Here is a 24,257-nt window from a genome sequence, read left to right as displayed (position 1 = left end):
ATGCAAATGATGCGGCGCGACAAGATCATCGTCAATGAAATGGAATTTCGAATGTTGTCGGCGCCACAGCTGAACTCTCCACGATCGCATCGCGCGGCGATGAAAGGATTTTCACGATCGTCCCAGACGGAGATGCGGCGCGATCACCCGTGACTGCATCAAATCTAGGCGTTTTGCGGCCGCATGCGCGATGTCTTCTACGCGCGGCCTGCTTGACGAGATCATCCTTGCCACGCAGCCGGCGAATTCAGATTTCCGTTTCGTTGACGGCGAACGGCTTGCTCATAGACTTGATCGAACGCTGCCGCGCGTTCCGCGGCGCAGCGAATGAATCAGGAAGAAAATTCATATGCGCAAACTGACCCGCTCGGGCCCTGCCTATTCTCTCACCCGCCGCACGGCGGCAGCGCTGATCACGGCCGTGATCACCCTGTCGACATCGGCTGCGGCGCTCGCGGCCGACGCGATCGTGCTGCGCGTCGGCGACCAGAAGGGCGGCAACCGCTCGCTGCTGGAGATTTCCGGCCTCGCCAAGGATCTGCCCTACAAGATCGAGTGGTCGGAATTCCCCGCCGCAGCCCCGATCCTGGAAGCGATCAACGCCGGCGCGCTCGACGTCGGCTACACCGGCGATCTGTCCTTCCTCACGGTCTATGCGTCGGGCGCGCCGATCAAGGCGATCGGCGGCACGCGCTCCGATGCGCGGACGCAGGCGATCCTGGTGCGCGGGGATTCGCCGATCAAGACCGCGGCCGATCTGAAGGGCAAGCGCCTCGCCGGCACGCGCGGCGGCTGGGGCCAATTCCTGATCAACGCGACGCTGGAAAAAGCCGGCAGCAGGATCGAGGACGCGACCTTCGCCCCGCTCGGCCCGGTCGACGCCAAGATCGCGCTGCTCGCCGGCTCGATCGACGCCTGGGCGGTGTGGGAGCCGTATATCTCCTACGCCACGCTGAAGGACAAGGCGCGCGTCGTCGCCGACGGCGAAGGGCTGACGCCGACCATCACCTTCATCGTCGCCTCCGACAACGCGATCGCAACCAAGCGCGCGGCGGTGCAGGACCTGGTGCAGCGGCTCAACAAGGCGCGGCTGTGGTCGCTCGACCATCTCGCCGAGTACGCCAGGAACACGGCCGAGCTCACAAAACTGCCGGAGGACGTGCTGCTCGCCGCCTACACCGCTCAGAAGACGAGCCCGATCGCGATCGACGAGGCCGTGGTGAAGGAGGTGCAGGCCGCCTCCGATCGCGCGACGCGCTACGGCATCCTCGGCAAGACGCTGGATGTCGGCAAGGCCGTCGACCGCAGCTTTACGGCAAGCGCGCGCTCGAACTAGCAGCGCGCGTGAACCGGGCACGCTCTTTCCTCACCTCCCCTTGCAAAGGGGAGGTCGGATTGCACAGCAATCCGGGTGGGGATCCTGCTCCGCAGACGCCGGCGTCCGTGGAGGGCAACCCCCACCCCGCCCTCCCCCTTTCAGGGGAGGGAGCCTAAGCGGCAGTGCTCACCTCACGGAGCATCAAGCCGCGCACCACCATGGAGATTTCCGATGTCCGGTCCGCTCCATCTCGCACTGATTGTCACAGCACACCTGCTCTGCATGACCTTGTTGGTCGCGCTGTCGGTTTGATAGCGTCCTCTCCGGGCCAGCCCCAGGGAGAACAACAATGAACCTATCAATGAAGGACCGCGTTGCCGTGGTTACCGGCGGCAGCAAGGGCATCGGGATCGCGGTGGCGCGGCGGTTTGCCGAATCCGGCGCCAGGGTCGCGATCCTCGCCCGCGGCGCGGCCGATCTCGCTGCGGCGCGCGAAGCGCTTGCCAGGGACGGCCTTGTGGTACGCGATTATGTCTGCGACGTCGCGAAGGCTTCCGATATCACCAAGGCTCACGACCAGATCGTTGCCGATCTCGGCAAGATCGACGTTCTCGTCAACAACGCCGGCACGGCACGCACGCTGGCGTTCGAGAGCATCAGCGACGAGGCCTGGCAGGAGGACCTCGACCTGAAGCTGTTCGCCGCGATCCGCTTCAGCCGGCTGGTGTGGCCGGGCATGAAGCAGCGCAAATGGGGCCGCATCATCAATGTGCTCAACACCTTTGCGAAAGCGCCGGCCGGCAATTCCGCGCCGACCTCGGTGTCGCGTGCGGCCGGCATGGCGCTGACCAAGGTCATGGCCAATGAAGGCGGCGAGCACAACATCCTGGTGAACGCGCTGCTGGTCGGCCTGATCATGAGCGATCAATGGGTCAAGCGGCATGCTGCCCAGGCGCCGAACACGGATTTCGGGGAATTCGCCAAGGGCCTTGCCAAGGGCACCCCGCTCGGCCGCATCGGCACGGCGGAGGAGTTCGCCAACCTCGCCTGCTTCCTGGCCTCGGAGCAAGGCTCCTACATCACCGGCACCGCCATCAATGTCGATGGTGGCCGGTCGCCGGTAGTCTAGAGCCCCGGTCCCGGTTCAACCCGGTCCGGAGCTCCAGATTCTGCTTTGGCGCGTTTTCTTCACGCGAACCGGTGTCCACTCGCTGGAAAACGCGGGCTGGCAACCAACGGCAGGAAGCGACGGCTCAAAAGCAAAAGGCCTCCGTCACCGGAGGCCTTTCATCTTAAACCGCGTCCTTGGCGGCCTTGACCGGCCGTGCGCGGACGATCTTCCGGGCCGGCTTGGCCTTGAACATCATCTCTTCGCCGGTGAAGGGGTTGGTGCCCTTGCGCGCCTTGGTCGCAGGCTTCTTGACCACAACGAACTTCGCGAAGCCGGGGACGAGGAACACCCCGGCCTTCTTCAGCTCCTTGTGGCCGACATCGACAAGCGAGTCCAAAACGTTCTTGACGTCGCGCTTGGAGAGTTCGGTGGTGGTCGCGATCTTCTCGATCACTTGCGACTTCGACAGTTGGGTAGCCATGGTTGCTCCATTGATTCTGGAGTGGGCACGATATGGCGGAAAACGCCGAGAAAAACAGTGTTTTCTGCACTCCCCACCACAATATCGCTGTGGACAGCCGCCGAATCAGGGTTTTTTCCAGTGTTTTTTCAAGTCAAGGCGCTTCCGACCCCTAAAATTACAGGGTTTGCGCGGCTTCGGCGCTCCCGAAACGTCCCTTCGAGAGAATCACCAGACGCAACTCGCGCGGCCCAAACTGCGACAATGCGGCGCCCGATCCGGGTTGCGAAGCGTCGCAATGCGCCACTTCAGGTTTCGGAAACGATCCTCCAAAAGGCCGAGGCATTAGAAAATGACTCGGGTTCCCATTCCATCGTAACATCGCAAAGGGGCGCCACGACCGATCCGGCTGGTCGCCCGATGCAAGCCTTTATTGTAAGTACCGGAGACCCGCGTATGGATTTGAGCCGCCTCGAGATCAACCGCCGCACGGCCCTTCTGACCTCGGCCGCGATTGCGGCCAATGTCATCAATCCGATGCGGGCATTCGCGCAGGAAACCCCGCGCAAGGGCGGCGTGTTCAACGTCCATTACGGCGCCGAGCAGCGCCAGCTCAATCCCAGCATCCAGGCCTCGACCGGCGTCTACATCATCGGCGGCAAGATCCAGGAGAATCTGGTCGACCTCGACGCCGACGGCCAGCCGGTCGGCGTGCTCGCCGAGAGCTGGGAGGCGACCCCGGACGGCAAGACCGTCACCTTCAAGCTGCGCAAGGGCGTCACCTGGCACGACGGCAAGCCGTTCACCTCGGAGGACGTCGCTTTCACCGCGATGAACATGTGGAAGAAGATCCTCAACTACGGATCGACGCTGCAGCTGTTCCTCACATCGGTCGATACGCCCGATCCGCAGACCGCGATCTTCCGCTACGAGCGGCCGATGCCGCTCAACCTGTTGCTCCGGGCCCTGCCCGACCTCGGCTACGTCTCCGCCAAGCATCTCTATGAGAGCGGCGACATCAGGCAGAACCCGACCAATCTGGCGCCGGTCGGCACCGGCCCATTCAAATTCGTCAAATACGAGCGCGGGCAATACATCATCGCCGACCGCAACCCGGACTACTGGCGGCCGAACGCGCCCTATCTCGACCGCATCGTCTGGAAGGTGATCACCGACCGCGCCGCCGCGGCCGCCCAGATGGAGGCCGGCGAGCTGCACTACAGCCCGTTCTCGGGCCTGACGATCTCGGACATGGCGCGGCTCGGCAAGGACAAGCGCTTCGTCGTCCAGACCAAGGGCAACGAGGGCAACGCCCGCACCAACACCATCGAGTTCAACTTCCGCCGCAAGGAACTGGCGGACATCCGGGTCCGCCGCGCCATCGCGCACGCGATCAACGTGCCGTTCTTCATCGACAATTTCCTGGGCGATTTCGCCAAGCTCGGCACCGGCCCGATCCCGTCGACCTCGACCGACTTCTATCCCGGGCCGAACACGCCGCAATACCCCTATGACAAGGCCAAGGCGATCGCGCTACTCGACGAGGCCGGCTTCAAAGCCTCCAGCGGCAACCGCTTCTCGCTGAGACTCCTGCCGGCACCGTGGGGCGAGGACATCTCGCTGTGGTCGACCTTCATCCAGCAGTCGCTGGGAGAAGTCGGCATCCAGGTCGACATCGTACGCAACGACGGCGGCGGCTTCCTCAAGCAGGTCTATGACGAGCACGCCTTCGATCTCGCGACCGGCTGGCACCAGTATCGCAACGACCCCGCGGTCTCGACCACGGTATGGTACCGCTCCGGCCAGCCCAAGGGCGCGCCATGGACCAACCAGTGGGGCTGGGAGGACAAGACCGTCGACAAGACCATCGACGATGCCGCCACCGAAGTCGATCCGGCCAAGCGCAAGGCGCTCTATGCCGACTTCGTCAAGGAGGTGAACACCGAGCTGCCGGTCTGGATGCCGATCGAGCAGATCTTCGTCACCGTGATCACGGCCAAGGCGCGCAACCATTCCAACACCCCGCGCTGGGGCTCGACGAGCTGGCACGATCTGTGGCTGAGCGCATGAGGCCACATCTGCGCTAGGCGTGGCGCCCTCTTCTCCCTCGCCCCGCTCTTGCGGGGAGAGGATCGGGGTGAGGGGCTCGCTCCACGATATTGCTCCATCGATAGACCTGTACCCCCTCACCCGGATCGCATCTGGCGATGCGATCCGACCTCTCCCCGCAAGCGGAGCGAGGTAAGAAGGGGCCGGTGCCCACCCCCGAACCGGTGTCCACATCGTTCGAAAACGCTATAGATAAAATATGCGTATCCTGAGCCTTGCGGGGCGGCGGCTCGCCGCCTCGATCCCGACCCTGTTCCTGATCCTGATCGGCGTGTTCCTGCTGCTGCAGCTCGCGCCGGGCGACACCGTCGATGCGCTGATGGCGCAGATGGGCGGCGGCGACGCCGCGACCGCCGAGGCGCTGCGCAAATTCTACGGGCTGAACCTCTCGGTTCCGGCGCAGCTCGGGAACTATCTGTGGCACCTGGTCCGGCTCGACCTCGGCTTCTCCTCGATCTACGGCAAGCCGGTGGCGACCGTGATCCTGGAACGGCTGCCGCCGACCATCCTATTGATGACGGCGTCGCTGTCATTCGCGTTCTTCTTTGGCCTCGTGTTCGGCGTGATCGCCGCGCGCGGCGTCAACCGCTGGCCGGACACGATGATCTCCACCCTCGGCCTGATCTTCTACGCCACGCCGTCGTTCTGGTTCGGGCTGATGGCGATCGTGGTGTTCTCGGTCTATCTGCAGTGGCTGCCGCCGGGCGGCTTCGAGGATATCGGCAACGTCCAGACCGGAATCTGGCGCATGCTGGATATTGCGGCGCATCTGGTGCTGCCGACGCTGACGCTCGGGCTGATCTTCCTCGCGATCTATTTGCGCATCATGCGCGCCTCGATGCTTGAGGTCCTGAACCTCGATTTCGTCCGCACCGCCCGCGCCAAGGGGCTGGACGAGACCCATGTCATCACCCGCCATGTGCTGCGCAACGCGCTGCTGCCGATGGTGACGCTGATCGGATTGCAGGCCGGCACCATGCTCGGCGGCTCGGTCGTGGTGGAGAGCGTGTTCTCGCTGCCCGGCCTCGGCCGTCTCGCTTATGAGTCGGTGGTGCAGCGCGACCTCAACACCCTGCTCGGCATCGTCTTCGTGTCCGCGCTGCTCGTCATATCCGTGAACTTCGTCGTCGATCTGCTCTACGCGCGGCTCGATCCGCGCATCGCGGCGGAGGGCTGACGATGGATGCCGTGAGGCGCTACTTCCGCAGCCCGGCCGCGGTGATCGGCCTGATCCTGCTGCTGCTTGTCATCGCGATGGCAATCAGCGCGGGTCCCCTCTATCCGCGCGATCCGCTCGCTTTGGCGGGGCGGCCGCTGATCTGGCCGTTCTCCAACCCGCGCTTCCTGCTCGGCACCGACAATTCCGGCCGCGACATCGCCGCCCAGATCTTCTACGGCGCGCGGATCTCGCTGCTGATCGGCGGCGTCGCCACCTTGATCGCGATCCTGATCGGCATCCTGGTCGGCGCCTTCGCCGGCTATTACGGCGGCTGGGTCGACAATGTGCTGATGCGGATCACGGAAGCGTTCCAGACGCTGCCGAACTTCGTGCTGCTGCTGGTCCTGGTCGCGGTGTTCGGCTCGACCCTGACCACGGTGACCATTGCGGTCGGCGTGGTGTCATGGCCGGCGCCGGCGCGGCTGACTCGCGCCGAGTTCCTCTCGCTGCGCAACCGCGAATTCGTGCAGGCCGGCAAGACGCTCGGCATGAAGGACGTCCAGCTCATCCTCGGCGAAATCCTGCCCAACGCGCTGCCGCCCGTCATCGTCTATGCCAGCGTGGTGATGGCGGTCGCGATCCTGCTGGAAAGCGCGCTCGCCTTCCTGCGTCTGTCCGATCCCAACGTCGCCTCCTGGGGCAATCTGATCGGGCTCGGCCGCGACGTGCTCCGGGTGCAATGGTACGTCTCGGCAATCCCCGGCATTGCGATCCTCGTCACCGTGCTCGCGGTGTCGCTGGTCGGCCAGGGCCTCAACGATGCGCTCAATCCGAGGCTGAAGAGCCGATGAGCGACACGGTCCTTTCGCTCGACGCCCTGACGGTGCGCCTGCCCAAGGGCGCCGACCGGCCGCATGCGCTGTCCGACGTTTCGCTTTCAATTGCGTCGAACGAGATCCTCTGCGTGGTCGGCGAGTCCGGCTCCGGCAAATCGATGATGGCGAACGCCATCATGCGGCTGCTGCCGAACGAGGTGACGATCGAACGGGGCCGGATGATGTTCGACGGCCGCGACCTCTGCGCCGCCGACAGCGCCGAGATGCGCGATGTGCGCGGCGCCGGCATCGCGATGATCTTCCAGGAGCCGATGACCGCGCTCAATCCGCTGCGCACGATCGGCGACCAGATCGGCGAGATGTTTGCGATCCACACCGCTCTCTCGAAGGCCGAGATCAATTCTCGCGTGCTGGCGCTGCTCGAGGACGTCCGCATCCCCGACCCGAAGGCTGCCGCAAAAGCCTACCCGCACGAGCTCTCTGGCGGCCAGCGCCAGCGCGCGATGATCGCGATGGCACTGGCGCTCGACCCGAAGCTTCTGATCGCGGACGAGCCGACCACCGCGCTCGACGTGACGACACAAGCACAGATCCTGAAGCTGATCCGCGATTTGCAGCAGCGCAAGAAGACCGCGGTGCTGTTCATCACCCATGATTTCGGCGTGGTCGCCGAGATCGCCGACCGCGTCGTGGTGATGCAGCATGGCGCGATCGTCGAGCAAGGCGCGGCCGATGAGGTGCTGAACGATCCGCAGCATGCCTACACGAAGCAGCTGATCGCAGCCGTTCCGCCGCTGAAGGCGCCGCCGCCGCGCATCCTTTCCGGCAAGGATATCCTGACCATCGACGGCGTCTCCAAGACCTACCGCACCGGCGGCTTCCTCGGCCGCGGCGCGCGGATCACGGAGGCCGTCAAGAACGTGTCGCTGCACCTGCCGCGCGGCGCGACACTCGGCATCGTCGGCGAATCCGGTTCGGGCAAATCGACGCTCGCGCGCTGCATCGTGCGGCTGATCGATCCGGACACCGGGTCGATCGTGCTCGACGGCAAGGACTGGGCAAAGCTCGGCCGCGACGATATCAGGCGCGAGACCCGCCACATCCAGATGGTGTTCCAGGATCCGTTCGCCTCGCTCAATCCGCGCCGCAAGGCGGCCGAGCTGGTGGCGCAGGGACCGATCGTGCACGGCACCGACCGCGCCACCGCGATCGCGGAAGCGCGAAAGCTGTTCGAGCTGGTCGGCCTCGATCCGTCCGCGGGTGACCGCTACCCGCACGAATTCTCCGGCGGCCAGCGCCAGCGCATCGGGCTCGCCCGGGCACTCGCGTTGAAGCCGGATGTGCTGGTTGCCGACGAGCCGGTCTCGGCGCTCGACGTCTCGGTGCAGGCGCAGGTCTTGAAGCTGCTCGCCGGGCTGCGCCAGCAGCTTGGCCTCTCCATCATCTTCATCACCCACGATCTGCGCGTCGCCGCCCAGATCTGCGATCTCGTCGCCGTCATGAAGGACGGCGCCGTGGTCGAGCAAGGGCTGACCGCCGAGGTGTTCGGCAAGCCGCGGCATCCCTATACGCAGGCGCTGCTGTCGGCGATCCCCGGCGGCGCGTTTGCGCGCGAGCACGGCATCGCAACCGTGTAGCCGGGCACGCGCGGCCCTACTCCGCCGCTTGTGGCTTAGGCTCCTCGCGCAGCCGGAAGCGCTTCAGCAATCCGGATACCGTGTCGCGGAAGCCGCCATATTCCAGCTCTGAATAGGGCAGCATCGCAGCGCCGGACCAGCCCTGGCTGCGCATCTCGATCGCCTTGCGCTGCGCGCGCTGGCGAACCTCGTCCCAGGCAAGGTTGTCAAAGAAGTCGGTATAGGACTCCGAGAACTTCCCGTCCCGGTCGATCGAGAAGCCGACGCAGGACACGATCGGCAGGCAATACATCCCCGTCACCGGGGTGTTGAGCGGCACCGGCATGAGCGGCATCACATGCGAGCCGCGCGCATCGCCGCCCACGAAGTGCGCCTTGGTGAACGGCGAGATGATTTCTTCGGGCGCCGCGAAAATGCCCTGGTTCCTGACGACCGCGACCGGATCATCCTTGCCGGTGTACTTGCCTGCGATGGAGTGAAGGCGCTGCGCCGAAACGGCGACGGCGACCTCGCCATAGGTTTTCGAGACGATGCGATCAATGCCGAAGCGCTCGTTGTCGCGAAGCAGCGCCGCAATGTGGTAGCCGTCCGCGGGCGCATCGAGTTCGATCACGCTGTCGCCGGCCGTGTTGTCCATATCGATGATATGGAAACGGAAGCCCTTGATCATCGGGGGCAGCATCAGCCCGGCGCAATACATGGGATCGGCAAAAGCCAGATAGAGCGGCAGGTTGTAGGCACCGGGGCCGCACTTGTCTGCGGCGAACACCATGAAGGACTCCGCGGGTCTCGCGCCCGAGAGGCTGTGGTCGAAGCTGAGCTCGGCGACAGCCGGGCCCGCGCCGCGAACGTTTCCGGACGGGGCGTCGACGAGAAGATCCTGGCCGGCGCCGTAGAGCCCGGAGGTCTTCGCGACCGCAGCGGCCGCGAGAAACGTCTTCCAGGCGAATTGGTGGACTTCGGAGCTCCCTTCGCCCCGCGTGTGCGTCATGATGATCGCAATATCGTCGCCGGTATGGCGCACGAAACCGTCGATCAGGAGACCGTTTTCGATCGCTTTCGCGACCTCCCCTTCGACAGCCGCCATCATGCGCGCAGATGGTTTCGTGTGGCCCCCGACGGAGCCAATGTCAGCCTTGATGACCGAAATGGTGAGTTTCATGAGCATCCCTCCGACCGCAGCGCAGCGCCTTCGCCTCGGCGCTCGCTGCGCCGGGGGCGACGGCGCGCTCATTTGCAAAAAAGAACGTCGTGTGGTGCGACAGGTTCCCTGCGCATATTGCTTGCGGAACTATGGCCCCTCCGTCACCGCGTGTCGATACGGGCTATCGACGCATCTGGAATAGCTCGCACTGCCCGATGGGGTTACCACCCGCCCTATGAAGCGCGGTTGAGAAAGATCGGCAGGCCCCGCTTGTTGGAATAGAGAGGACGGTAGCGCTCGGTGTTGTACGCGCTTGCGACGTCCAATTTGCGTGGCCCGAGCTTGGCGTCGGGGATCGGCACGAGGTCGTATCGGCCCTCGACCAGCGCCGACATGAGGCCGGTTTTGCCTTCCAGGATCGCATCGTAAGCCATGTTGCCGAACGTCAGCGCCACAAGCTTGTCGATGAAGTCCGGATCGCCTGACCGCAGGTCGTAGGTGAGGTCAGAGACGATGGTCCCCTCGCCGGTGCGCCGCTTGATCTCGTCGGCGAATGCTTCGGCCACGCTCGCCTTCCTGCGGTGACCGTAGGCGTCAGGCTCGCCGAATTCCTGCACCTTGTAGCCCTCCCACTCGGCGCCCTCGCTGAGCACGATCAACGCGTAGTTGCTTGGGTTGCCGTGCTTGTCATCGAGGAGAAGCTGGATCAGCTTGTCGAGATTGACCTTGTACTCCGGTATGGCGCATCGGATCGAGATTGCGTATGCGGTATAGAGTGCCGTAAAGCCGGCATCGCGACCAAAGACGCGGAAGATGCCGATTCGCTCGTGCGAGCCGACGGTGGTGCGCTGGCGCTGGATGGCATCGCTGGCACGGGTGATCGCGGTCGAAAAGCCGATGCAGTACTCGGTGTTGCGAACGTCGTTGTCCATCGTCTTCGGGATGGCAATGATCTTGACGCCTCGCCTGTTGAGCTTGTCCGCGTAGCTGAGAGTATCGTCGCCGCCGATGGCGATCAGATGTTCGATACCGAGCCCCGCGAGGTTCGCAAGCACCTCGTTGGTGAGGTCCCACGTCGTGGTTGCGATGCCACCCTTGGTGCTCTGGGAAACCGGAAAGTCGCGGCCCGCGAGATGATCGGGCAACTTCTTCATTTTGGAGGGATTGGTGCGGCTCGAGTGCAGCACGGTGCCGCCGCGCCGGTCGATGACGCGCGTATTTTCGCGGTTCAGCGGGATGATGTAATGGGACTTGCTCGACGGGTCGTCGAGGTTCAGGTGCGTGAGGGCCTCCCAGCCCCGGCGGAGACCGACAACCTCGATGTCGTCCTCACTGCCGCGATAAGTCACGCTCTTGATCACCGCGTTAAGGCCGGGGACGTCACCGCCTCCCGTGAGAATACCAATGCGCTTCCTCGCCATGCCCACCTCCCAGGGTTGCTATCTGGCAATAACGCCTGCGTCGCGTCGGGGTTTCCACAACGCTATCCGCCAACGGCGGAATCCTCGTGATCGCGGCGCCCACCCGAACCTGCTTGGGCCCCAATCTTCCAGCGACGTCCTCTGACCAGTCCCCAACTCGGGCGGCTTGCCCCTCCATGCCTCTCGCGTGCATGGCGCGACGTTGCTCCGCGCCTACCGCGAACGGCGCGAGGCGAGGAAATACTCCGCCCATCGCAGCAACTCGAAACGATCGCCCTTGACCAACTCCTGTGCATCGCGGCGCCGGTAGAGCACCAGCATCCAGGGCGCGAGCTTGCGGAGCACGCCGTGCGCCATGTACTGCACCGGCTCGGAGAACGGCAGCGCCAGCTCGCTTTCCGGCACGCCTTGGACCGCGCGCGCCAATTCGCGGCCGAGCGGGATCGTCAGCGCGACGGCACGGCCGTTGCAGCCGGTCCAGCCATAGGCGTTCGGTCCCAACCGGTGCATGCGCGGCAGGAAATCCGCCGTCATCCCGACATAGCCGTTCCAGACATAGTCGAAGGAGACCTCGCCAATCTGCGGCCACAGGCGCTGCAACCGCTCGGTCACCCGCGCCTTCAGCCGCCCGGTCTTGTCGCCCGGACCGAGCACGGCACCGCCGGTGACGAGGCGATTGCGGGCATCGTAGCGCGCGAAATACAGCTCGCCATGGGTATCCGACATCGCCTGCCGGCCGGCAATGATGGTCTTGCGCACATTGTCCGACAGCGGCTGCGTCGCCATCTGCCACGACAGCACCGGCATCACCTCGGTCGCGATCTCCGGCACCAGCGATTTCGCGAACTCGCCGCTGTAGGCATTGGTCGCGACCACCAGCGCGCGACCGGAGATTTCACCCTTTTCCGTCTTCACCACCCAGCGATCGCCGCGGCGCTCGAAACTGAGTGCCGGCGAGCGGGCATAGATTCGCGCACCGAGGCCGAGTACGGTGCGCGCAAGGCCGCGCGCCAGCGCCAGCGGATTGACGTGACCGCCGGTCCTGTTCCAGAAGCCGCCGTACCACGCATCCGAGCCGAGCATGTCCTTGGTCTGATCGCGCGACAGCAATTCGACCGACGCACCGAATTTCGACCATTGCTGCACCCGCCGCTCGGCGATCTTGATGCGGCCCGGCGAGTGCACCGGCTGCACCCAGCCGGCCTGCTCCTGCTCGGCCGCGATGTTGTAGCGCCTGACGACGTCGAACAGATCAGCGGCACTGTCACGCAGCATCGCGACGAAGCGCTCGCCGGCCGCGCCGTGCCTCGCGATGATGTCATCCGGATCGGGGCGCGACAGCGTCGGGATCACCTGGCCGTTGTTGCGCCCCGAGGCGCCCCACCCCGATTCGGCGGCCTCGACGATCGCGACGTCGACATTGGCCTCGCGCAGATGCAGTGCGGTCGATAGACCCGTGAAGCCGCCGCCGATGATGACGACGTCGGCCTGCTGCGCGCCTGTCAGTTCGGGACAATCGGGGCCGGAGGGCGTCACTGCTGCCCAGAGCGAATTGGGCCAGCGCACGGCATTGCTGTTCATCATGATCCTTCCTTGCGGCCGCCCGGTCATTCTGGTTACTTTACTCTACTCTCCTATTCCAGCCGGGAAGACAACAAGTGGCACTCAAGAACGTCATCGGAATCGATCACGCCGTGGTCATGGTGAAGGACCTCGACAAGGCGGCCGAGAACTACAAGCGGCTCGGCTTCACCGTGTCGCCGCGCGGCACCCATAGCGCGCATATGGGATCGGGCAATTACACCATCATGTTCGACCCCGATTATATGGAATTGCTCGGCGTGCTGACCCCGACCGAACACAACGCTCCGGCGCGCGCCTTCCTCGAGAAGCGCGGCGAGGGCATCGAACGCATCGCGTTCACCGCGGTGGATTCCCCTGCTGGCGCCGAGGAGATTCGCGCGCGCGGCTATGCGCCGATCGGGCCGACCGATTTCGAACGCCCGGTGACCTTGCCGAACGGCACGATCTCCGCGGCGAAATTCCGCACCTTCCAGTGGCCGACCGCGGAGGCGCCCGGCGGCGTCCGCATCTTCGCCTGCCAGCACAAGACCCGCGAGACGGTGTGGATTCCCGAATTGATGACGCACGCCAATGGGGCAAAACGCCTCAAGCAGGTGCTGATCGTCTCGCCCGATCACGCAGCCGATGCCGCGCATCTCTCCAGGATGATCGACGTCGCCGTCAGGAACGACGCCGACGGTGCGGTTGCGGTGCCGTCCGGCGGCAACCGCGCCGACTTCGTGTTCCTGACCAGGGATCAGCTCGGCAAACGTTATCCCGGCGTATCGCTGGATGGCCTGTCCGACCGCGGCGGCGCCGGCCTCGTGATCGCGGCCGACCTTGCCGCGAGCGAGAAAGCGCTGGGCTCAGCCGGCGTGAAGAGCGGCAACAGCATCACCGTGCCGCCGGCTTCCGGCAACGGCACCCTGCTCGCTTTCGTCAAGGCATAGCTGCCATACCATGCGCGGCGCAGCGTTATGCAACGGTGCCGCGCATGTGGGACTAGGCACAGAAAGTTGAGGCGCTAGTATCTCTCGCAAACAAGAACCGTCCAGGGAGAGAAACATGTCGCATCACCTGATCTCGCGCCGGCAGATGCTGGCCGGCACCGCGGCCGCCGGCGCGGTTGGACTGACCGGATTTCCGGCCCGTGCCGACATCAACTGGAAGAAATATTCCGGCACCACACTCGAAGTGATCCTCGCCAAGGGGCCGCGCGGCGACAATCTGCAGAAATACATCAAGGAATTTACCGAGCTCACCGGCATCAAGGTCGAGTCGGAACAGATCCCCGAGCAGCAGCAGCGCCAGAAATGCGTGATCGAGCTGTCCTCGGGCAAGCCGAGCTTCGACGTCGTGCACCTCAGCTATCACGTGCAGAAGCGGCAGTTCGAGAAGGCCGGCTGGCTAGCCGACATGTCGGGCTACCTCAAGGATCCGAGCATGACGCCGCCGGACCTCGTCGAGAGCGATTTCTCGGCGGCCGGCCTCCAATATGCGCGCAACGACAAGGGCCAGATGCTGTCGCTGCCATGGTCGGTCGACTATTTCATCCTCTACTACAACAAGGAGCTGTTCCAGAAGAAGGGCGTCGAGGTCCCGAAGACGCTCGAGGAGATGGCAATCGCGGCCGAGAAGCTGACCGATCCGAAGGAAGGCATCTACGGCTTCGTCGGCCGCGGCCTGCGCAACGCCAACATGGCGATGTGGACCAACTTCTATCTGAACTATGGCGGCGAATTTCTCGATGCCAAAGGCAACATCCTGACCGACGGCCCCGAGGCGATCGAAGCCACCAAGCTCTATCAGCGCCTGCTGACAAAATGCGCGCCTCCCGGCGTCGCCGGCTTCAACTGGATGGAGTCGATGGCGTCCTTCACGCAGGGCAGGTCCGCGATGTGGATCGACGCCGACGGCTGGGCGCCGCCGCTGGAAGATCCCGCCGCCTCGCGCGTCGTCGGCAAGGTCGGCTACACGCTGGTACCCGCCGGTCCCAAGGGCAAGTTCTCCTCGACCTATGGCGACGGCGTCGGCATCGCCGCGGCGAGCAAGAACAAGGAAGCCGCCTATCTGCTCTGCCAATGGGTGGTCTCGCGCGGACAGGGCGCGCGCCTGCTGCAGGCCGGCGGCGGCGTGCCGTTCCGCAACTCCATCGTCGACGATGCCGAAGTCGCCAAGGGCGTGAAGACCAAGGAATGGCTGCAGTCGGTGGTTGACTCCGCCAAGATCTCCAAGCTCGGCCTGCCCGTCATCATCCCGGTCGCCGAATTCCGCGACATCGTCGGCGCCGCGCTGACCGCGACGCTGTCGGGCGCCGATCCGGCCACCGAGCTGAAAAAGGCGCACGAGCAATTCCGCCCCATCCTGGAGCGTAGCGAAAAAGCGTGAGCGTGGTGACACAGACTGAGCCGGCGGCGGCCAGCAAAGCGTTTTCAAGCGAAGTGGGTACCGGTTCGCGTGAAGAAAACGCGTCAAAGCAAGAGTCCAGAGCCGCAGGCTCTGGAGAGGCCGCCCCGGCGCGTGAATGGCGTCCGCCGTCCTATTGGCCGTTCGTGATCCCGGCGCTCGTCGTGGTGCTGGCGGTGATCATCTTTCCGTGGGTCTTCACGATCTGGATGAGCCTGCAGGAATGGAAGGTCGGCTCGCCGACCGTGTTCGTGGGGCTCGCGAACTATCTGCGGCTGCCGACCGATCCGCGCTTCGTCGAGGCGGTCGGGCACACGCTGTCCTATACAGCGCTGTCAGTGCTGTTGCCGCTGGTGTTCGGCACGCTGGCGGCGGTGGTATTCCATCAGAAATTCGCCGCGCGCGGTTTCCTGCGCGGCATCTTCATCATGCCGATGATGGCCACGCCGGTGGCGATCGCGCTGGTGTGGACCATGATGTTCCACCCGCAGCTTGGCGTCTTGAACTATCTGCTGTCGCTGGTCGGGCTGCCGCCGCAGCTCTGGGTGTTCAACCCGGCGACGGTGATCCCCTCGCTGGTGCTGGTCGAGACCTGGCAATGGACGCCGCTGGTGATGCTGATCGTGCTCGGCGGCCTCGCCGCGATCCCGACCGAACCCTACGAGAGCGCGCAGATCGACGGTGCCAATTTCTGGCAGGTGTTCCGCTTCATCACGCTGCCCTTGATCATGCCGTTCCTGTTCATCGCCGGCATGATCCGCATGATCGACGCGGTGAAAAGCTTCGACATCATCTTCGCGATCACGCAAGGAGGGCCGGGCTCGGCGTCGGAGACCATCAACGTCTATCTCTACAGCGTCGCCTTCGTCTATTACGACCTCGGCTACGGCTCGGCGATCGCGGTGGTGTTCTTCCTCCTGATCGTGGCGCTGGCGGCACTGCTGCTTTACTTGCGCAAGCGCCTGCTGTGGACATCTGAACTCGGGGGCGAGGCATGAACCCGCGCCAGATTCTCGGGCGGATCGGGCTTTGGCTGTCGGTGTTCGTCATCGTCTCGCCGGCGATCCTGTTCTTCCTCTGGATGGCCTCGCTGTCGCTCAAATTCGAGATCGACAACGCCTCCTACCCGCCGGTGTTCTTTCCGGAGCATATCGCCTGGAAGAACTATGCCGACGTGTTCGCGTCCAACCGGTTCCTGACCTATTTCAGCAACAGCCTTGTGGTCACCGGCTGCGCCACGGGGCTTGCGATGCTGGTCGGCGTGCCCGCCGGCTACGGCATCGCGCGGATGGCGGCGCATAAATCGGCGATCGTGATCCTGATCGCGCGCATCACGCCGGGCCTGTCGTATCTGATCCCGTTGTTCCTGCTGTTTCAGTGGCTCGGCCTGCTCGGCACGCTGGTGCCGCAGATCATCATCCATCTCGTGGTCACGGTGCCGATCGTGATCTGGATCATGATCGGCTATTTCGAGACCACGCCGCTGGAGCTGGAGGAAGCTGCGTTGATCGACGGCGCGACGCGCTGGCAGGTGTTCCGCCATGTCGCGCTGCCGATCGCCAGGCCGGGACTCGCGGTTGCCTTCATCCTCGCGGTGATCTTCTCCTGGAATAATTTCGTGTTCGGCATCGTGCTGGCCGGGCGTGAGACCCGCACGCTGCCGGTCGCGGTCTACAACATGATCTCGTTCGATCAGCTGAGCTGGGGCCCGCTCGCCGCCGCCGCGCTGATCGTGACCGCGCCGGTGCTGCTGCTCACCGTGATGGCGCAGCGGCAGATCGTGGCGGGACTGACGGCGGGTGCGGTGAAAGGCGGCTAGTCCCCGAGCGCCTCCAGCACGGCAGCTGAATCGGTGACCCAACCAAAGATGCCGCCCTGGGCCTTGATCATCTTCAGACCCATCTCGTGGAATTCCGGGAAGTAGGACGCGCAGCCGTCGGAGATCACGACGCAGCGGTAGCCGCGATCGTTGGCCTCGCGCACCGTGGTGTTGACGCAGACCTCGGTGGTGACGCCGCAGACCAGGAGATTCTCGATGCCGTATTTCTGCAGGATGTCGCCGAATTCGGTGGCGTAGAACGCGCCCTTGCCGGGCTTGTCGATCACGATCTCGCTGTCGAGGGGATAGAGCTCGGGAATGATGTCGTGCCCCGCCTCGCCGCGGATCAGAATCCGTCCCATCGGTCCGGGATCGCCGATCCGAAGCGACGGCGCGCCGCGCTCGACCTTCGCCGGCGGCGCGTCGGAGAGATCGGGCAGATGGCCCTCGCGGGTGTGGACCACGAGCAGCCCGGCGTCGCGCACCGCCGCGAGCACCGCGGCGATCGGCTGCACCGCGCGGGCAAGCCGGCTGACGTCATTGCCGAGCGTCTCGCCGAAGCCCCCTCGCTCCATGAAATCGCGCTGCATGTCGATGATGACGAGCGCGGTCCTGCTCCAGTCGAGCGTGATCGGCGCCGGCTCCGCCGCGATTGTCCCGCTTGAATTCGCCATGACGCACGCCCCGAATGCGAGAAAACCCGCATTGATTAAGCAAACCGTGTGCCATTGCGCAATGATGCGGCGCATCGCGGCGATCCCGATCAGCATGCGACCGTACGCTGCATTTGCGCATTCTGCGATCTTGCTGGCATGATCGTTGCTAGCTGGGAGCCCGACCGAACGAAGATCATCGTTCGCGAAATGACAGCCCATTTCAAACAGGCGGGAGGACAGGCATGAATGGACTTGGCGGTCTCAACAAATCACCGAATGGCGTCGTGATCGGACTGGTGCAGCTGCAGTTGCCTGTGGTTGCGACAAGGTCCGACCTGGCACGGCAGACGGAGCGCATCGTATGGATGGTCGGCAAGGCGCGGCGCAACCTCGGAACCATGGACCTCGTCGTGTTCCCCGAATACTCGCTGCACGGCCTCTCGATGGATACCAATCCGGAGATCATGTGCCGGCTCGACGGGCCTGAAGTCGCGGCTTTCAAGCGGGCCTGCATCGAGAACAAGATCTGGGGCTGCTTCTCCATCATGGAGTTCAACCCGCATGGCAACCCCTATAATTCAGGGCTGATCATCGACGATCACGGCGATATCAAGCTGTACTACCGCAAATTCCATCCCTGGATTCCGGTCGAGCCGTGGGAGCCCGGCAACATCGGCATTCCCGTGATCGACGGACCGAAAGGCGCGAAGATCGCGCTGATCATCTGCCATGACGGCATGTTCCCGGAAATGGCCCGCGAATGCGCCTACAAGGGCGCGGAGATCATGATCCGCACCGCAGGCTACACCGCGCCGATCCGCGACAGCTGGCGCTTCACCAACCAGGCCAACGCGTTCCAGAACCTGATGGTGACGGCCAATGTCTGCATGTGCGGCTCGGACGGGTCGTTCGACTCGATGGGCGAAGGCATGATCGTCAATTTCGACGGCAGCATCATCGCGCACGGGACCACGGGCCGGGCCGACGAGATCATCACCGCCGAGGTGCGGCCCGACCTCGTGCGCGAGGCGCGGATCAACTGGGGCGTCGAGAACAACATCTATCAGCTCTGGCACCGCGGCTATGTCGCGGTGAAGGGCGGCGCGATGGATTGCCCCTACACGTTCATGCAGGACATGGTGTCCGGCCGCTTCCGCCTGCCCTGGGAAGATCAGGTCAAGATCACCGACGGCACGTCCTGCGGCTTTCCCGCACCGACACGGATGTTCGGCAAGACCGCGAAGGCCGCCGAGTAGCCGGCCCTTTGATGTGAGCATGATCTCTTCGGAAAACCGCTCCACACTTTTCCGGATCATGCTCTACTTGAAGAAGTGCACGAGGCCGATGCTCAAGCCCAGCAGCAGCATCAACGACAGCGTGACGGCGGCCGTCACCCGGCCGCCGACGGTCGAGAGCACGCGGACATCGACGCCGAGCCCGAGCGCTGCCATCGAGACGACGGTGAGGATCGCCGCCGTCTTGGTCACCGGCGCGATCGCGATATCGGGCACGAGTTGGAACGAGCGCAACGCGGCCAGCACCAGGAAGCCGATGATGAACCAGGGCACCAGCTTGAACGGGCTGATCGAGGCGGCCTTCGAGGTGCCCTCCCTGGCGGCGCCGGCCTTGCGCCGCCGCGCCACCAGCAGCGAGAGGCCGATCACGATCGGGCCCAGCATCAACACCCGCACCAGCTTGACCAGCGTGCCGATCTGGGTGCTGACGATGCCCGCCGGCACGGTCGCTGCCAGCACCTGCGGCACGGCATAGACGGTGAGGCCGGCGAGGATGCCGTATTGCGTCGCCGTCAGCTTCAGCAGCGGGATCAAGAGCGGCAGGCCGAGCACCATCAGCACGCCGAGAATGGCGGTGAACGAGATCGACGAGGCGATGTCGTCGCCATCGGCCTCGATCACCGGCGCCACCGCCGCGATCGCCGAGTTGCCGCAGATCGAATTGCCGCAGGCGATCAGGATCGCGAGCTTGGTCTTGAGCCCCAGCATCCGGCTGAGGCCATAGCTCACCGCCAGCATGATCACGACGGTTACCGCGATGGCGCCGATCAGCAGCCCGCCCGACGCCACGATCGCGGCAAAGCTGATGGAGGCGCCGAGCAGCATCACCGCGACCTCAAGCAGCTGCTTGGCGCTGAAGGCAATGCCCGAGCGCCAGCGCGCCGACGGCTCCCAGGCGGTGCGCACCGCCATGCCGAGCAGGATCGCGACGACGAGGGCCTCGATATAGGGATGGTCGAAAACGCGCTCCTCGGCGGCCTGGATGCCGAGCGAGATGACCGTGACGACCCCGCAGAGCAGAATCCCCGGAATGAGCTGGAATATGCGCCGCAGCGCCCCCTGCTTCTGCCCCTGGTCTTGTTCTTGTTCCGGCACAAAATCCTCTTTTCGGAGAAGATTTTATGCGCCATGGCACCCCTCTTGGCTAATATATTTTCGGACTGCCCCGATAGAGAGAAGTTATGTCCCTCAACCTGCATCTGCTCCGCCTGTTCGCGGCCGTGGCGAGAACCGGAAGTTTCTCCCGCGCCGCCGACCTCCTGCACATCAGCCAGCCGGCGATCTCCAAGGGCGTGCGGGATTTCGAGCTGCAGGTCGGCTGCCGGCTGCTCGACCGCACGCCGAAGGGGGTGCGGCCGACCCGGGAGGGCGCGGCGCTGGCGCGGCATGCCGAGACGCTGTTCGCGGCCGAACGCGCCGCCGAGGACGAATTGCAGGCGCTGCGCAATCTCGACAGCGGCTCGCTGCGGATCGGCGCCAGCACCACGATCGCGACCTACATGATCCCGGAATATCTCGGCGTGTTCCACCGCGCCTTTCCCGGCATCGATCTGCATGTCGTCAGCGCCAACACCAGCGACATCGCCGCGCTGATGCTGGGACACGAGATCGAGATCGCGCTGGTCGAGGGGCCGGTCGAGGACGAGAATTTGGTCAGCGAAGCCTGGCGCACCGACGTGATGGCGCTGATCGCAGGTCCGGATCATCGCTTCGCAGCGGTCCAGGGGCCGATCGACATCCGGTCGCTGAACGACGAGATCCTGATCGTGCGGGAACCCGGCTCAGGCACGCGCGAGGTGGTCGCGCAGGCGCTGGCGGCCCACCACGTCGAGCCGCAGCGGACGCTCGAGATCGGCAGCACCGAGGCGATCAAGCAGGCGGTGGCATCAGGCGTCGGCGTCGCCATCGTGTCGATCGCAACGATCGACGATCAAGTGAAGCTCGGAAAGCTGAAGGTGATCCCGATCAAGGGCATCCATATCGAGCGCACGCTCTGGCAACTGAAATCACCCGGCCGGCTCGAGGTGCCAGCGGCGGTCGCGTTCGAGGGGATCATCCGGGAGGCGCAAAGGGCCAGGACGGCGCCGCGCGGACCTGCGGCTAGAGCGCGGCGAACAGACCCTGCGCCCAGGCAACGGCATGCTCGAAGCTGAACACGCCGGGCTCGAAATAGACGGCCCGTGCCAGCACGATGCCGACCACCAGCACCCAGAACACGCTGGTGCCTGCGGTCTTCAGCCATTTCGACACGCCCTCGCTCGCGATCGAAGGATCGACCGCGGGGACCGGCTCGCCGAAGGGATCGAATGCGGATTGGCTCATCGTCGTAACCATCAGGAATACCCTGAGAATGTCGCGACGACGGGGGCAGAAGCAAGGGTAGTGGAATGCCTTTTGCGGCGGTTACTTGGAAGGACGTTTTCCGGTCCGAAAGCCGGGGAGCATTTCCTTCTCGTCGCCCCCTGTAGCCATCAACCATCGGTCACGCGCCGCGGCGCCACGCGTGGCAGCGTGATGCGCATGCGTGTCCCCATACCCGGCGCACTTTCGAGATTGAGCTCTCCGCCGAGCCGGTTCGTGACGATGTTATGAACGATGTGCAGACCAAGCCCGATGCGGCCGATGTCGCGGCGCGTAGTGAAGAATGGATCGAAGGCCTGCCGCAGCACGTCGTGATCCATCCCGCAACCGTTGTCGGCGAACAGGATCTCGACCTGGTCCGCGCCTGAGGCGCGGAGCCGGATCGTGATCATGCCGCCCTTGCCATCTGGAAACGCGTGCGCCACCGAATTGACGAACAGGTTGGTCAGCACCTGGCCGTAGGGGCCGGGATAGCTGTTCATGGCAAGACCGGGCGGGCAATCGACCTCGAGCGCCAGGTTGTTCTTCGGCAAGGCCGGACGCAGGCTCGAGAGAACCTGCTCGGTCGCCGCGCCGAGATCGAACTGGCTCCGGTCGAAATAGCTGCGATCGACGGCCACCTGCTTGAACGATTGCACCAGGTCCGCCGCGCGCTTGAGGTTGCCGACAAGCAGCGACGAGGCGCTTTCGACGACCTCGATGAAATCGCTCAGGCTGGATCGCTTCAGCTTGCCGCGCGCAGCCTCGGCAGCGAAGTCGGCGCATTTCTGCTCCAGCACCGAGGCGACGGTGAGACTGGTGCCGACCGGACTGTTGATCTCGTGCGCGACGCCGGCCACCAGCCGGCCCAGCGCCGCGAGCTTTTCCGCCTCGATCAGCGACGCCTGGGTCTCCTGCAGATGGTGCAAGGCCTTCTCGGCTGCATCGCGCGCGGCGCGGATCTCGCGTTCGCTGCGCTTGCGATCAGTGATCTCTTCGGCCGCAACGTTGACGCCGACGATGCTGCCGTTCGGTTCGCGCTGCGGATGCCAATGCGTGATCCAGCATCGCTCGTCATTGTGGCCGGGGCGCTGGCCGTAAACCTCCACGTCGGTGACGGGCTCTCCCGTCTCCATGATCGAGCGAACGATACCCTCGACGGCCGAAGCCAGCGCGGGCACGCAATCATGCACCGTGCGCCCGAGGTGACCTTCGACCGAAATGCCGCAGATCTCGGTGAGCCGCTGGTTGATCTGAAGGTAACGGCAATCCGGTGAGAGATAGGCGAGCCCGATCGGTGCAGTGTCATAGATCAGCTGCAGCGCCGGTTGTTTTGGGAACTGAACGTCCTGGACGACGGACGACCTCATGTCCACTACCCCCCGTTGCACCAAGTCTAGCGCTTCACGCCCGGCCCGCAAATAGGCCAGCTGAGCCGGAAACGGTGGTCTGATCTGTCCGGATCAGGCATGGGTCGGGCCGGCAGCGGCCCCTGACCAGTGCCTGCGGCGTGCTGACGCAACGTGGGCAGCAAGCGCCCCTCGGCGCAGGCCTGCGAAGCGCGCAATTTTAGCTATTCACTGCAACGTGCGGACGAAAATTCTCGACGACGCGCAGCAGCACCCGCGCGCCGATGTCGGCATCGGCGAGTTCGACATGCTCGGCCGGATTGTGGCTGATCCCGCCGCGGCAGCGCAGAAAGATCATGCCGATATCGGCGACATCCACCATCGCCATCCCGTCATGCCCCGCCCCGCTCGGCAGCTCGAACGCGGCATAGCCCTCGGCCGCGACGGCCTCGGCGATCTGCGCCTTGAGCCACGGCGCGCAGGGCACGCTGCGGTTCTCGTGGGTGACGTCGATCTGCAAGGCGAGGTCGCGGCGTTTTGCGATCGCCTCGATCTGCCGCACGATGTCGGCGACGGCGCGCTTGCGATGCATGTCGTTCTGCGAGCGGATATCCATGGTGAAGGACACCTTGCCCGGGATCACATTGGTGGCGCCCGGCATCGCGTTGACATAGCCGACGGTGCCGACGAGGCCTTGTTCGTCGGACCTGCAAAACTGCTCGATCGCAACGATGCATTCGGCAGCACCCGCCAGCGCATCGCGCCGCAGCTTCATCGGCACCGTGCCGGCATGGCCGGCGACGCCGGTGAGACTGGCGGCAAGCCTTGTCGCGCCCGAAATCGCGCTGACGACGCCGACCGGCAGCGCCTTCTCTTCCAGCACGGGACCCTGCTCGATGTGCAGCTCGACATAGCCGAGCAGTTCGCGGCGGGCGCGCGCCGCCTTGCCGATATGATCGGGATCGAGCCCGAAGGCGACCAGCGCATCGCGCATCGAGATGCCGGCGCGATCGCGCGTGTTGACCACGCTCTCGTCGAACGTGCCGGCCACCGCGCGGCTGCCGAGCAGGGTCGAGGCGAAGCGCACGCCCTCCTCATCAGCAAAGCCGACGATCTCGATCGCGAACGGCAGCCGCTTGCCGCGCCGGTTCAGATCGGCGACGCAGGCGATCGCAGTGATGACGCCGAGCGGGCCGTCCCATCTGCCGGCGTCGCGCACGGTGTCGTAATGCGAGCCGAGCATCAGCGCCGGCAGGCCCGGCCGCTCGCCTTCATAGCGGCCGCAGACATTGCCGATGGCGTCGAGATGCGCGCTCATGCCGGCCTCGAGCATCCAGGACAGGATGAGATCGGCCGCCTTGCGGTGCTCCTCGGTGAGGAAGATTCGCGCCAGATGCTCAGGCGTCTCGGAGATCGTCGCGAGCTGATCGATCCGCGCCACGATCTCTTCGCCAAGGGAAGACGATTTCGAGGACGGTTTTGTCTCGCTCATGCTGTTTCCCATCAGTCCAACGCGTCCGGCGGAGCCCGCTTCACTCGTAGCAGGCCCGATCCGATTCACCAGCCGGCAATTGGCGCCTCGTGCACCGTCCCCGACCGGGCTCGCACCGGCTGTCCGGCGGTTAGCGACTGCT

The 24,257-nt window shown here is 64.7% G+C and carries 21 protein-coding genes; 12 read left to right on the top strand and 9 right to left on the bottom strand.

Annotated features, from left to right (window positions below; genetic code table 11):
* The first annotated feature begins 349 nt into the window (after positions 1 to 349).
* The gene (locus tag ACVMDN_RS08190; RefSeq protein WP_156436032.1) at positions 350 to 1,336 is read left to right on the top strand and encodes an ABC transporter substrate-binding protein; all 987 of its coding nucleotides are present in this window, start codon (positions 350 to 352) and stop codon (positions 1,334 to 1,336) included.
* A gap of 331 nt (positions 1,337 to 1,667) precedes the next feature.
* Positions 1,668 to 2,447 (top strand): SDR family oxidoreductase, encoded by a 780-nt coding sequence (locus ACVMDN_RS08185; protein WP_456784222.1) that lies wholly within the window; start codon positions 1,668 to 1,670, stop codon positions 2,445 to 2,447.
* A 163-nt stretch (positions 2,448 to 2,610) separates the two neighbouring features.
* On the opposite strand, the gene ACVMDN_RS08180 is transcribed toward ACVMDN_RS08185, so the two are convergent.
* Positions 2,611 to 2,910 carry an HU family DNA-binding protein gene (locus ACVMDN_RS08180; protein ID WP_021077434.1) on the bottom strand — a complete coding sequence of 100 codons (300 nt, stop codon included), beginning with the start codon at positions 2,908 to 2,910 and terminating at the stop codon, positions 2,611 to 2,613.
* 435 nt (positions 2,911 to 3,345) lie between these two features.
* On the opposite strand from ACVMDN_RS08180, the gene ACVMDN_RS08175 reads away from it, so the two are divergent.
* The 4 genes from ACVMDN_RS08175 to ACVMDN_RS08160 all read left to right on the top strand — a co-directional run bounded on the left by ACVMDN_RS08175 (position 3,346) and on the right by ACVMDN_RS08160 (position 8,630).
* Positions 3,346 to 4,959, top strand: coding sequence for an ABC transporter substrate-binding protein (locus ACVMDN_RS08175; protein WP_456835358.1), 1,614 nt, complete (start codon positions 3,346 to 3,348; stop codon positions 4,957 to 4,959).
* Between the two features lie 238 nt (positions 4,960 to 5,197).
* Positions 5,198 to 6,175: an ABC transporter permease gene (locus tag ACVMDN_RS08170; protein WP_168857950.1), complete on the top strand. Its 978-nt coding sequence runs from the start codon at positions 5,198 to 5,200 to the stop codon at positions 6,173 to 6,175.
* Between the two features lie 2 nt (positions 6,176 to 6,177).
* Positions 6,178 to 7,008, top strand: coding sequence for an ABC transporter permease (locus ACVMDN_RS08165; protein WP_456843632.1), 831 nt, complete (start codon positions 6,178 to 6,180; stop codon positions 7,006 to 7,008).
* Positions 7,005 to 8,630 (top strand): ABC transporter ATP-binding protein, encoded by a 1,626-nt coding sequence (locus ACVMDN_RS08160; RefSeq protein WP_456835884.1) that lies wholly within the window; start codon positions 7,005 to 7,007, stop codon positions 8,628 to 8,630. The genes ACVMDN_RS08165 and ACVMDN_RS08160 overlap by 4 nt, the downstream gene beginning before the upstream one ends.
* A gap of 16 nt (positions 8,631 to 8,646) precedes the next feature.
* Here the strand turns inward: ACVMDN_RS08160 and ACVMDN_RS08155 are convergent, their stop codons facing one another.
* The 3 genes from ACVMDN_RS08155 to ACVMDN_RS08145 all read right to left on the bottom strand — a co-directional run bounded on the left by ACVMDN_RS08155 (position 8,647) and on the right by ACVMDN_RS08145 (position 12,776).
* The gene (locus ACVMDN_RS08155; protein ID WP_456835359.1) at positions 8,647 to 9,792 is read right to left on the bottom strand and encodes a fructose 1,6-bisphosphatase; all 1,146 of its coding nucleotides are present in this window, start codon (positions 9,790 to 9,792) and stop codon (positions 8,647 to 8,649) included.
* A 215-nt stretch (positions 9,793 to 10,007) separates the two neighbouring features.
* Positions 10,008 to 11,195 (bottom strand): 6-phosphofructokinase, encoded by a 1,188-nt coding sequence (locus ACVMDN_RS08150; RefSeq protein ID WP_456835360.1) that lies wholly within the window; start codon positions 11,193 to 11,195, stop codon positions 10,008 to 10,010.
* 213 nt (positions 11,196 to 11,408) lie between these two features.
* Positions 11,409 to 12,776, bottom strand: a complete 1,368-nt coding sequence (locus ACVMDN_RS08145; protein WP_456835885.1) for an NAD(P)/FAD-dependent oxidoreductase — start codon at positions 12,774 to 12,776, stop codon at positions 11,409 to 11,411.
* Positions 12,777 to 12,853: 77 nt separating this feature from the next.
* Here ACVMDN_RS08145 and ACVMDN_RS08140 point away from each other — a divergent pair, with 77 nt between their 5' ends.
* From ACVMDN_RS08140 to ACVMDN_RS08125, 4 genes are all read left to right on the top strand, one after another.
* Positions 12,854 to 13,708 carry a VOC family protein gene (locus tag ACVMDN_RS08140; protein ID WP_456835361.1) on the top strand — a complete coding sequence of 285 codons (855 nt, stop codon included), beginning with the start codon at positions 12,854 to 12,856 and terminating at the stop codon, positions 13,706 to 13,708.
* A 115-nt stretch (positions 13,709 to 13,823) separates the two neighbouring features.
* A complete protein-coding gene (locus ACVMDN_RS08135; protein ID WP_028339434.1) occupies positions 13,824 to 15,146 on the top strand; it encodes an ABC transporter substrate-binding protein in 1,323 nt (440 codons plus the stop codon).
* Positions 15,147 to 15,310: 164 nt separating this feature from the next.
* Positions 15,311 to 16,162 carry a carbohydrate ABC transporter permease gene (locus ACVMDN_RS08130; protein WP_229191509.1) on the top strand — a complete coding sequence of 284 codons (852 nt, stop codon included), beginning with the start codon at positions 15,311 to 15,313 and terminating at the stop codon, positions 16,160 to 16,162.
* Positions 16,159 to 16,983: a carbohydrate ABC transporter permease gene (locus tag ACVMDN_RS08125; protein WP_456784217.1), complete on the top strand. Its 825-nt coding sequence runs from the start codon at positions 16,159 to 16,161 to the stop codon at positions 16,981 to 16,983. The genes ACVMDN_RS08130 and ACVMDN_RS08125 overlap by 4 nt, the downstream gene beginning before the upstream one ends.
* On the opposite strand, the gene ACVMDN_RS08120 is transcribed toward ACVMDN_RS08125, so the two are convergent.
* A complete protein-coding gene (locus tag ACVMDN_RS08120) occupies positions 16,980 to 17,657 on the bottom strand; it encodes a cysteine hydrolase family protein (RefSeq protein ID WP_076824447.1) in 678 nt (225 codons plus the stop codon). The genes ACVMDN_RS08125 and ACVMDN_RS08120 overlap by 4 nt on opposite strands.
* Before the next feature lie 224 nt (positions 17,658 to 17,881).
* On the opposite strand from ACVMDN_RS08120, the gene ACVMDN_RS08115 reads away from it, so the two are divergent.
* Positions 17,882 to 18,895, top strand: coding sequence for a formamidase (locus tag ACVMDN_RS08115; protein WP_028339439.1), 1,014 nt, complete (start codon positions 17,882 to 17,884; stop codon positions 18,893 to 18,895).
* A 63-nt stretch (positions 18,896 to 18,958) separates the two neighbouring features.
* Here the strand turns inward: ACVMDN_RS08115 and ACVMDN_RS08110 are convergent, their stop codons facing one another.
* The gene (locus ACVMDN_RS08110) at positions 18,959 to 20,029 is read right to left on the bottom strand and encodes a YeiH family protein (protein WP_141340943.1); all 1,071 of its coding nucleotides are present in this window, start codon (positions 20,027 to 20,029) and stop codon (positions 18,959 to 18,961) included.
* A gap of 86 nt (positions 20,030 to 20,115) precedes the next feature.
* Between ACVMDN_RS08110 and ACVMDN_RS08105 the strand changes: the two genes are divergently transcribed.
* Complete coding sequence (locus ACVMDN_RS08105; protein ID WP_057015258.1) at positions 20,116 to 21,087, top strand: LysR family transcriptional regulator; 972 nt, start codon at positions 20,116 to 20,118, stop codon at positions 21,085 to 21,087.
* On the opposite strand, the gene ACVMDN_RS08100 is transcribed toward ACVMDN_RS08105, so the two are convergent.
* The 3 genes from ACVMDN_RS08100 to ACVMDN_RS08090 form a co-directional block, all read right to left on the bottom strand.
* Positions 21,035 to 21,256, bottom strand: a complete 222-nt coding sequence (locus ACVMDN_RS08100) for a hypothetical protein (RefSeq protein ID WP_038377517.1) — start codon at positions 21,254 to 21,256, stop codon at positions 21,035 to 21,037. The two genes, ACVMDN_RS08105 and ACVMDN_RS08100, sit on opposite strands and share 53 nt — an antisense overlap.
* Before the next feature lie 149 nt (positions 21,257 to 21,405).
* Positions 21,406 to 22,644, bottom strand: a complete 1,239-nt coding sequence (locus tag ACVMDN_RS08095; RefSeq protein ID WP_456835362.1) for an ATP-binding protein — start codon at positions 22,642 to 22,644, stop codon at positions 21,406 to 21,408.
* A 199-nt stretch (positions 22,645 to 22,843) separates the two neighbouring features.
* Positions 22,844 to 24,115, bottom strand: a complete 1,272-nt coding sequence (locus ACVMDN_RS08090; protein WP_456835363.1) for an allantoate amidohydrolase — start codon at positions 24,113 to 24,115, stop codon at positions 22,844 to 22,846.
* Positions 24,116 to 24,257 lie beyond the last annotated feature (142 nt).

It is taken from the genome of Bradyrhizobium sp. USDA 4510 (assembly GCF_054059095.1).
Note: the sequence above shows the minus strand (reverse complement) of the source record. Positions and strands in the feature narration are given on the sequence as shown.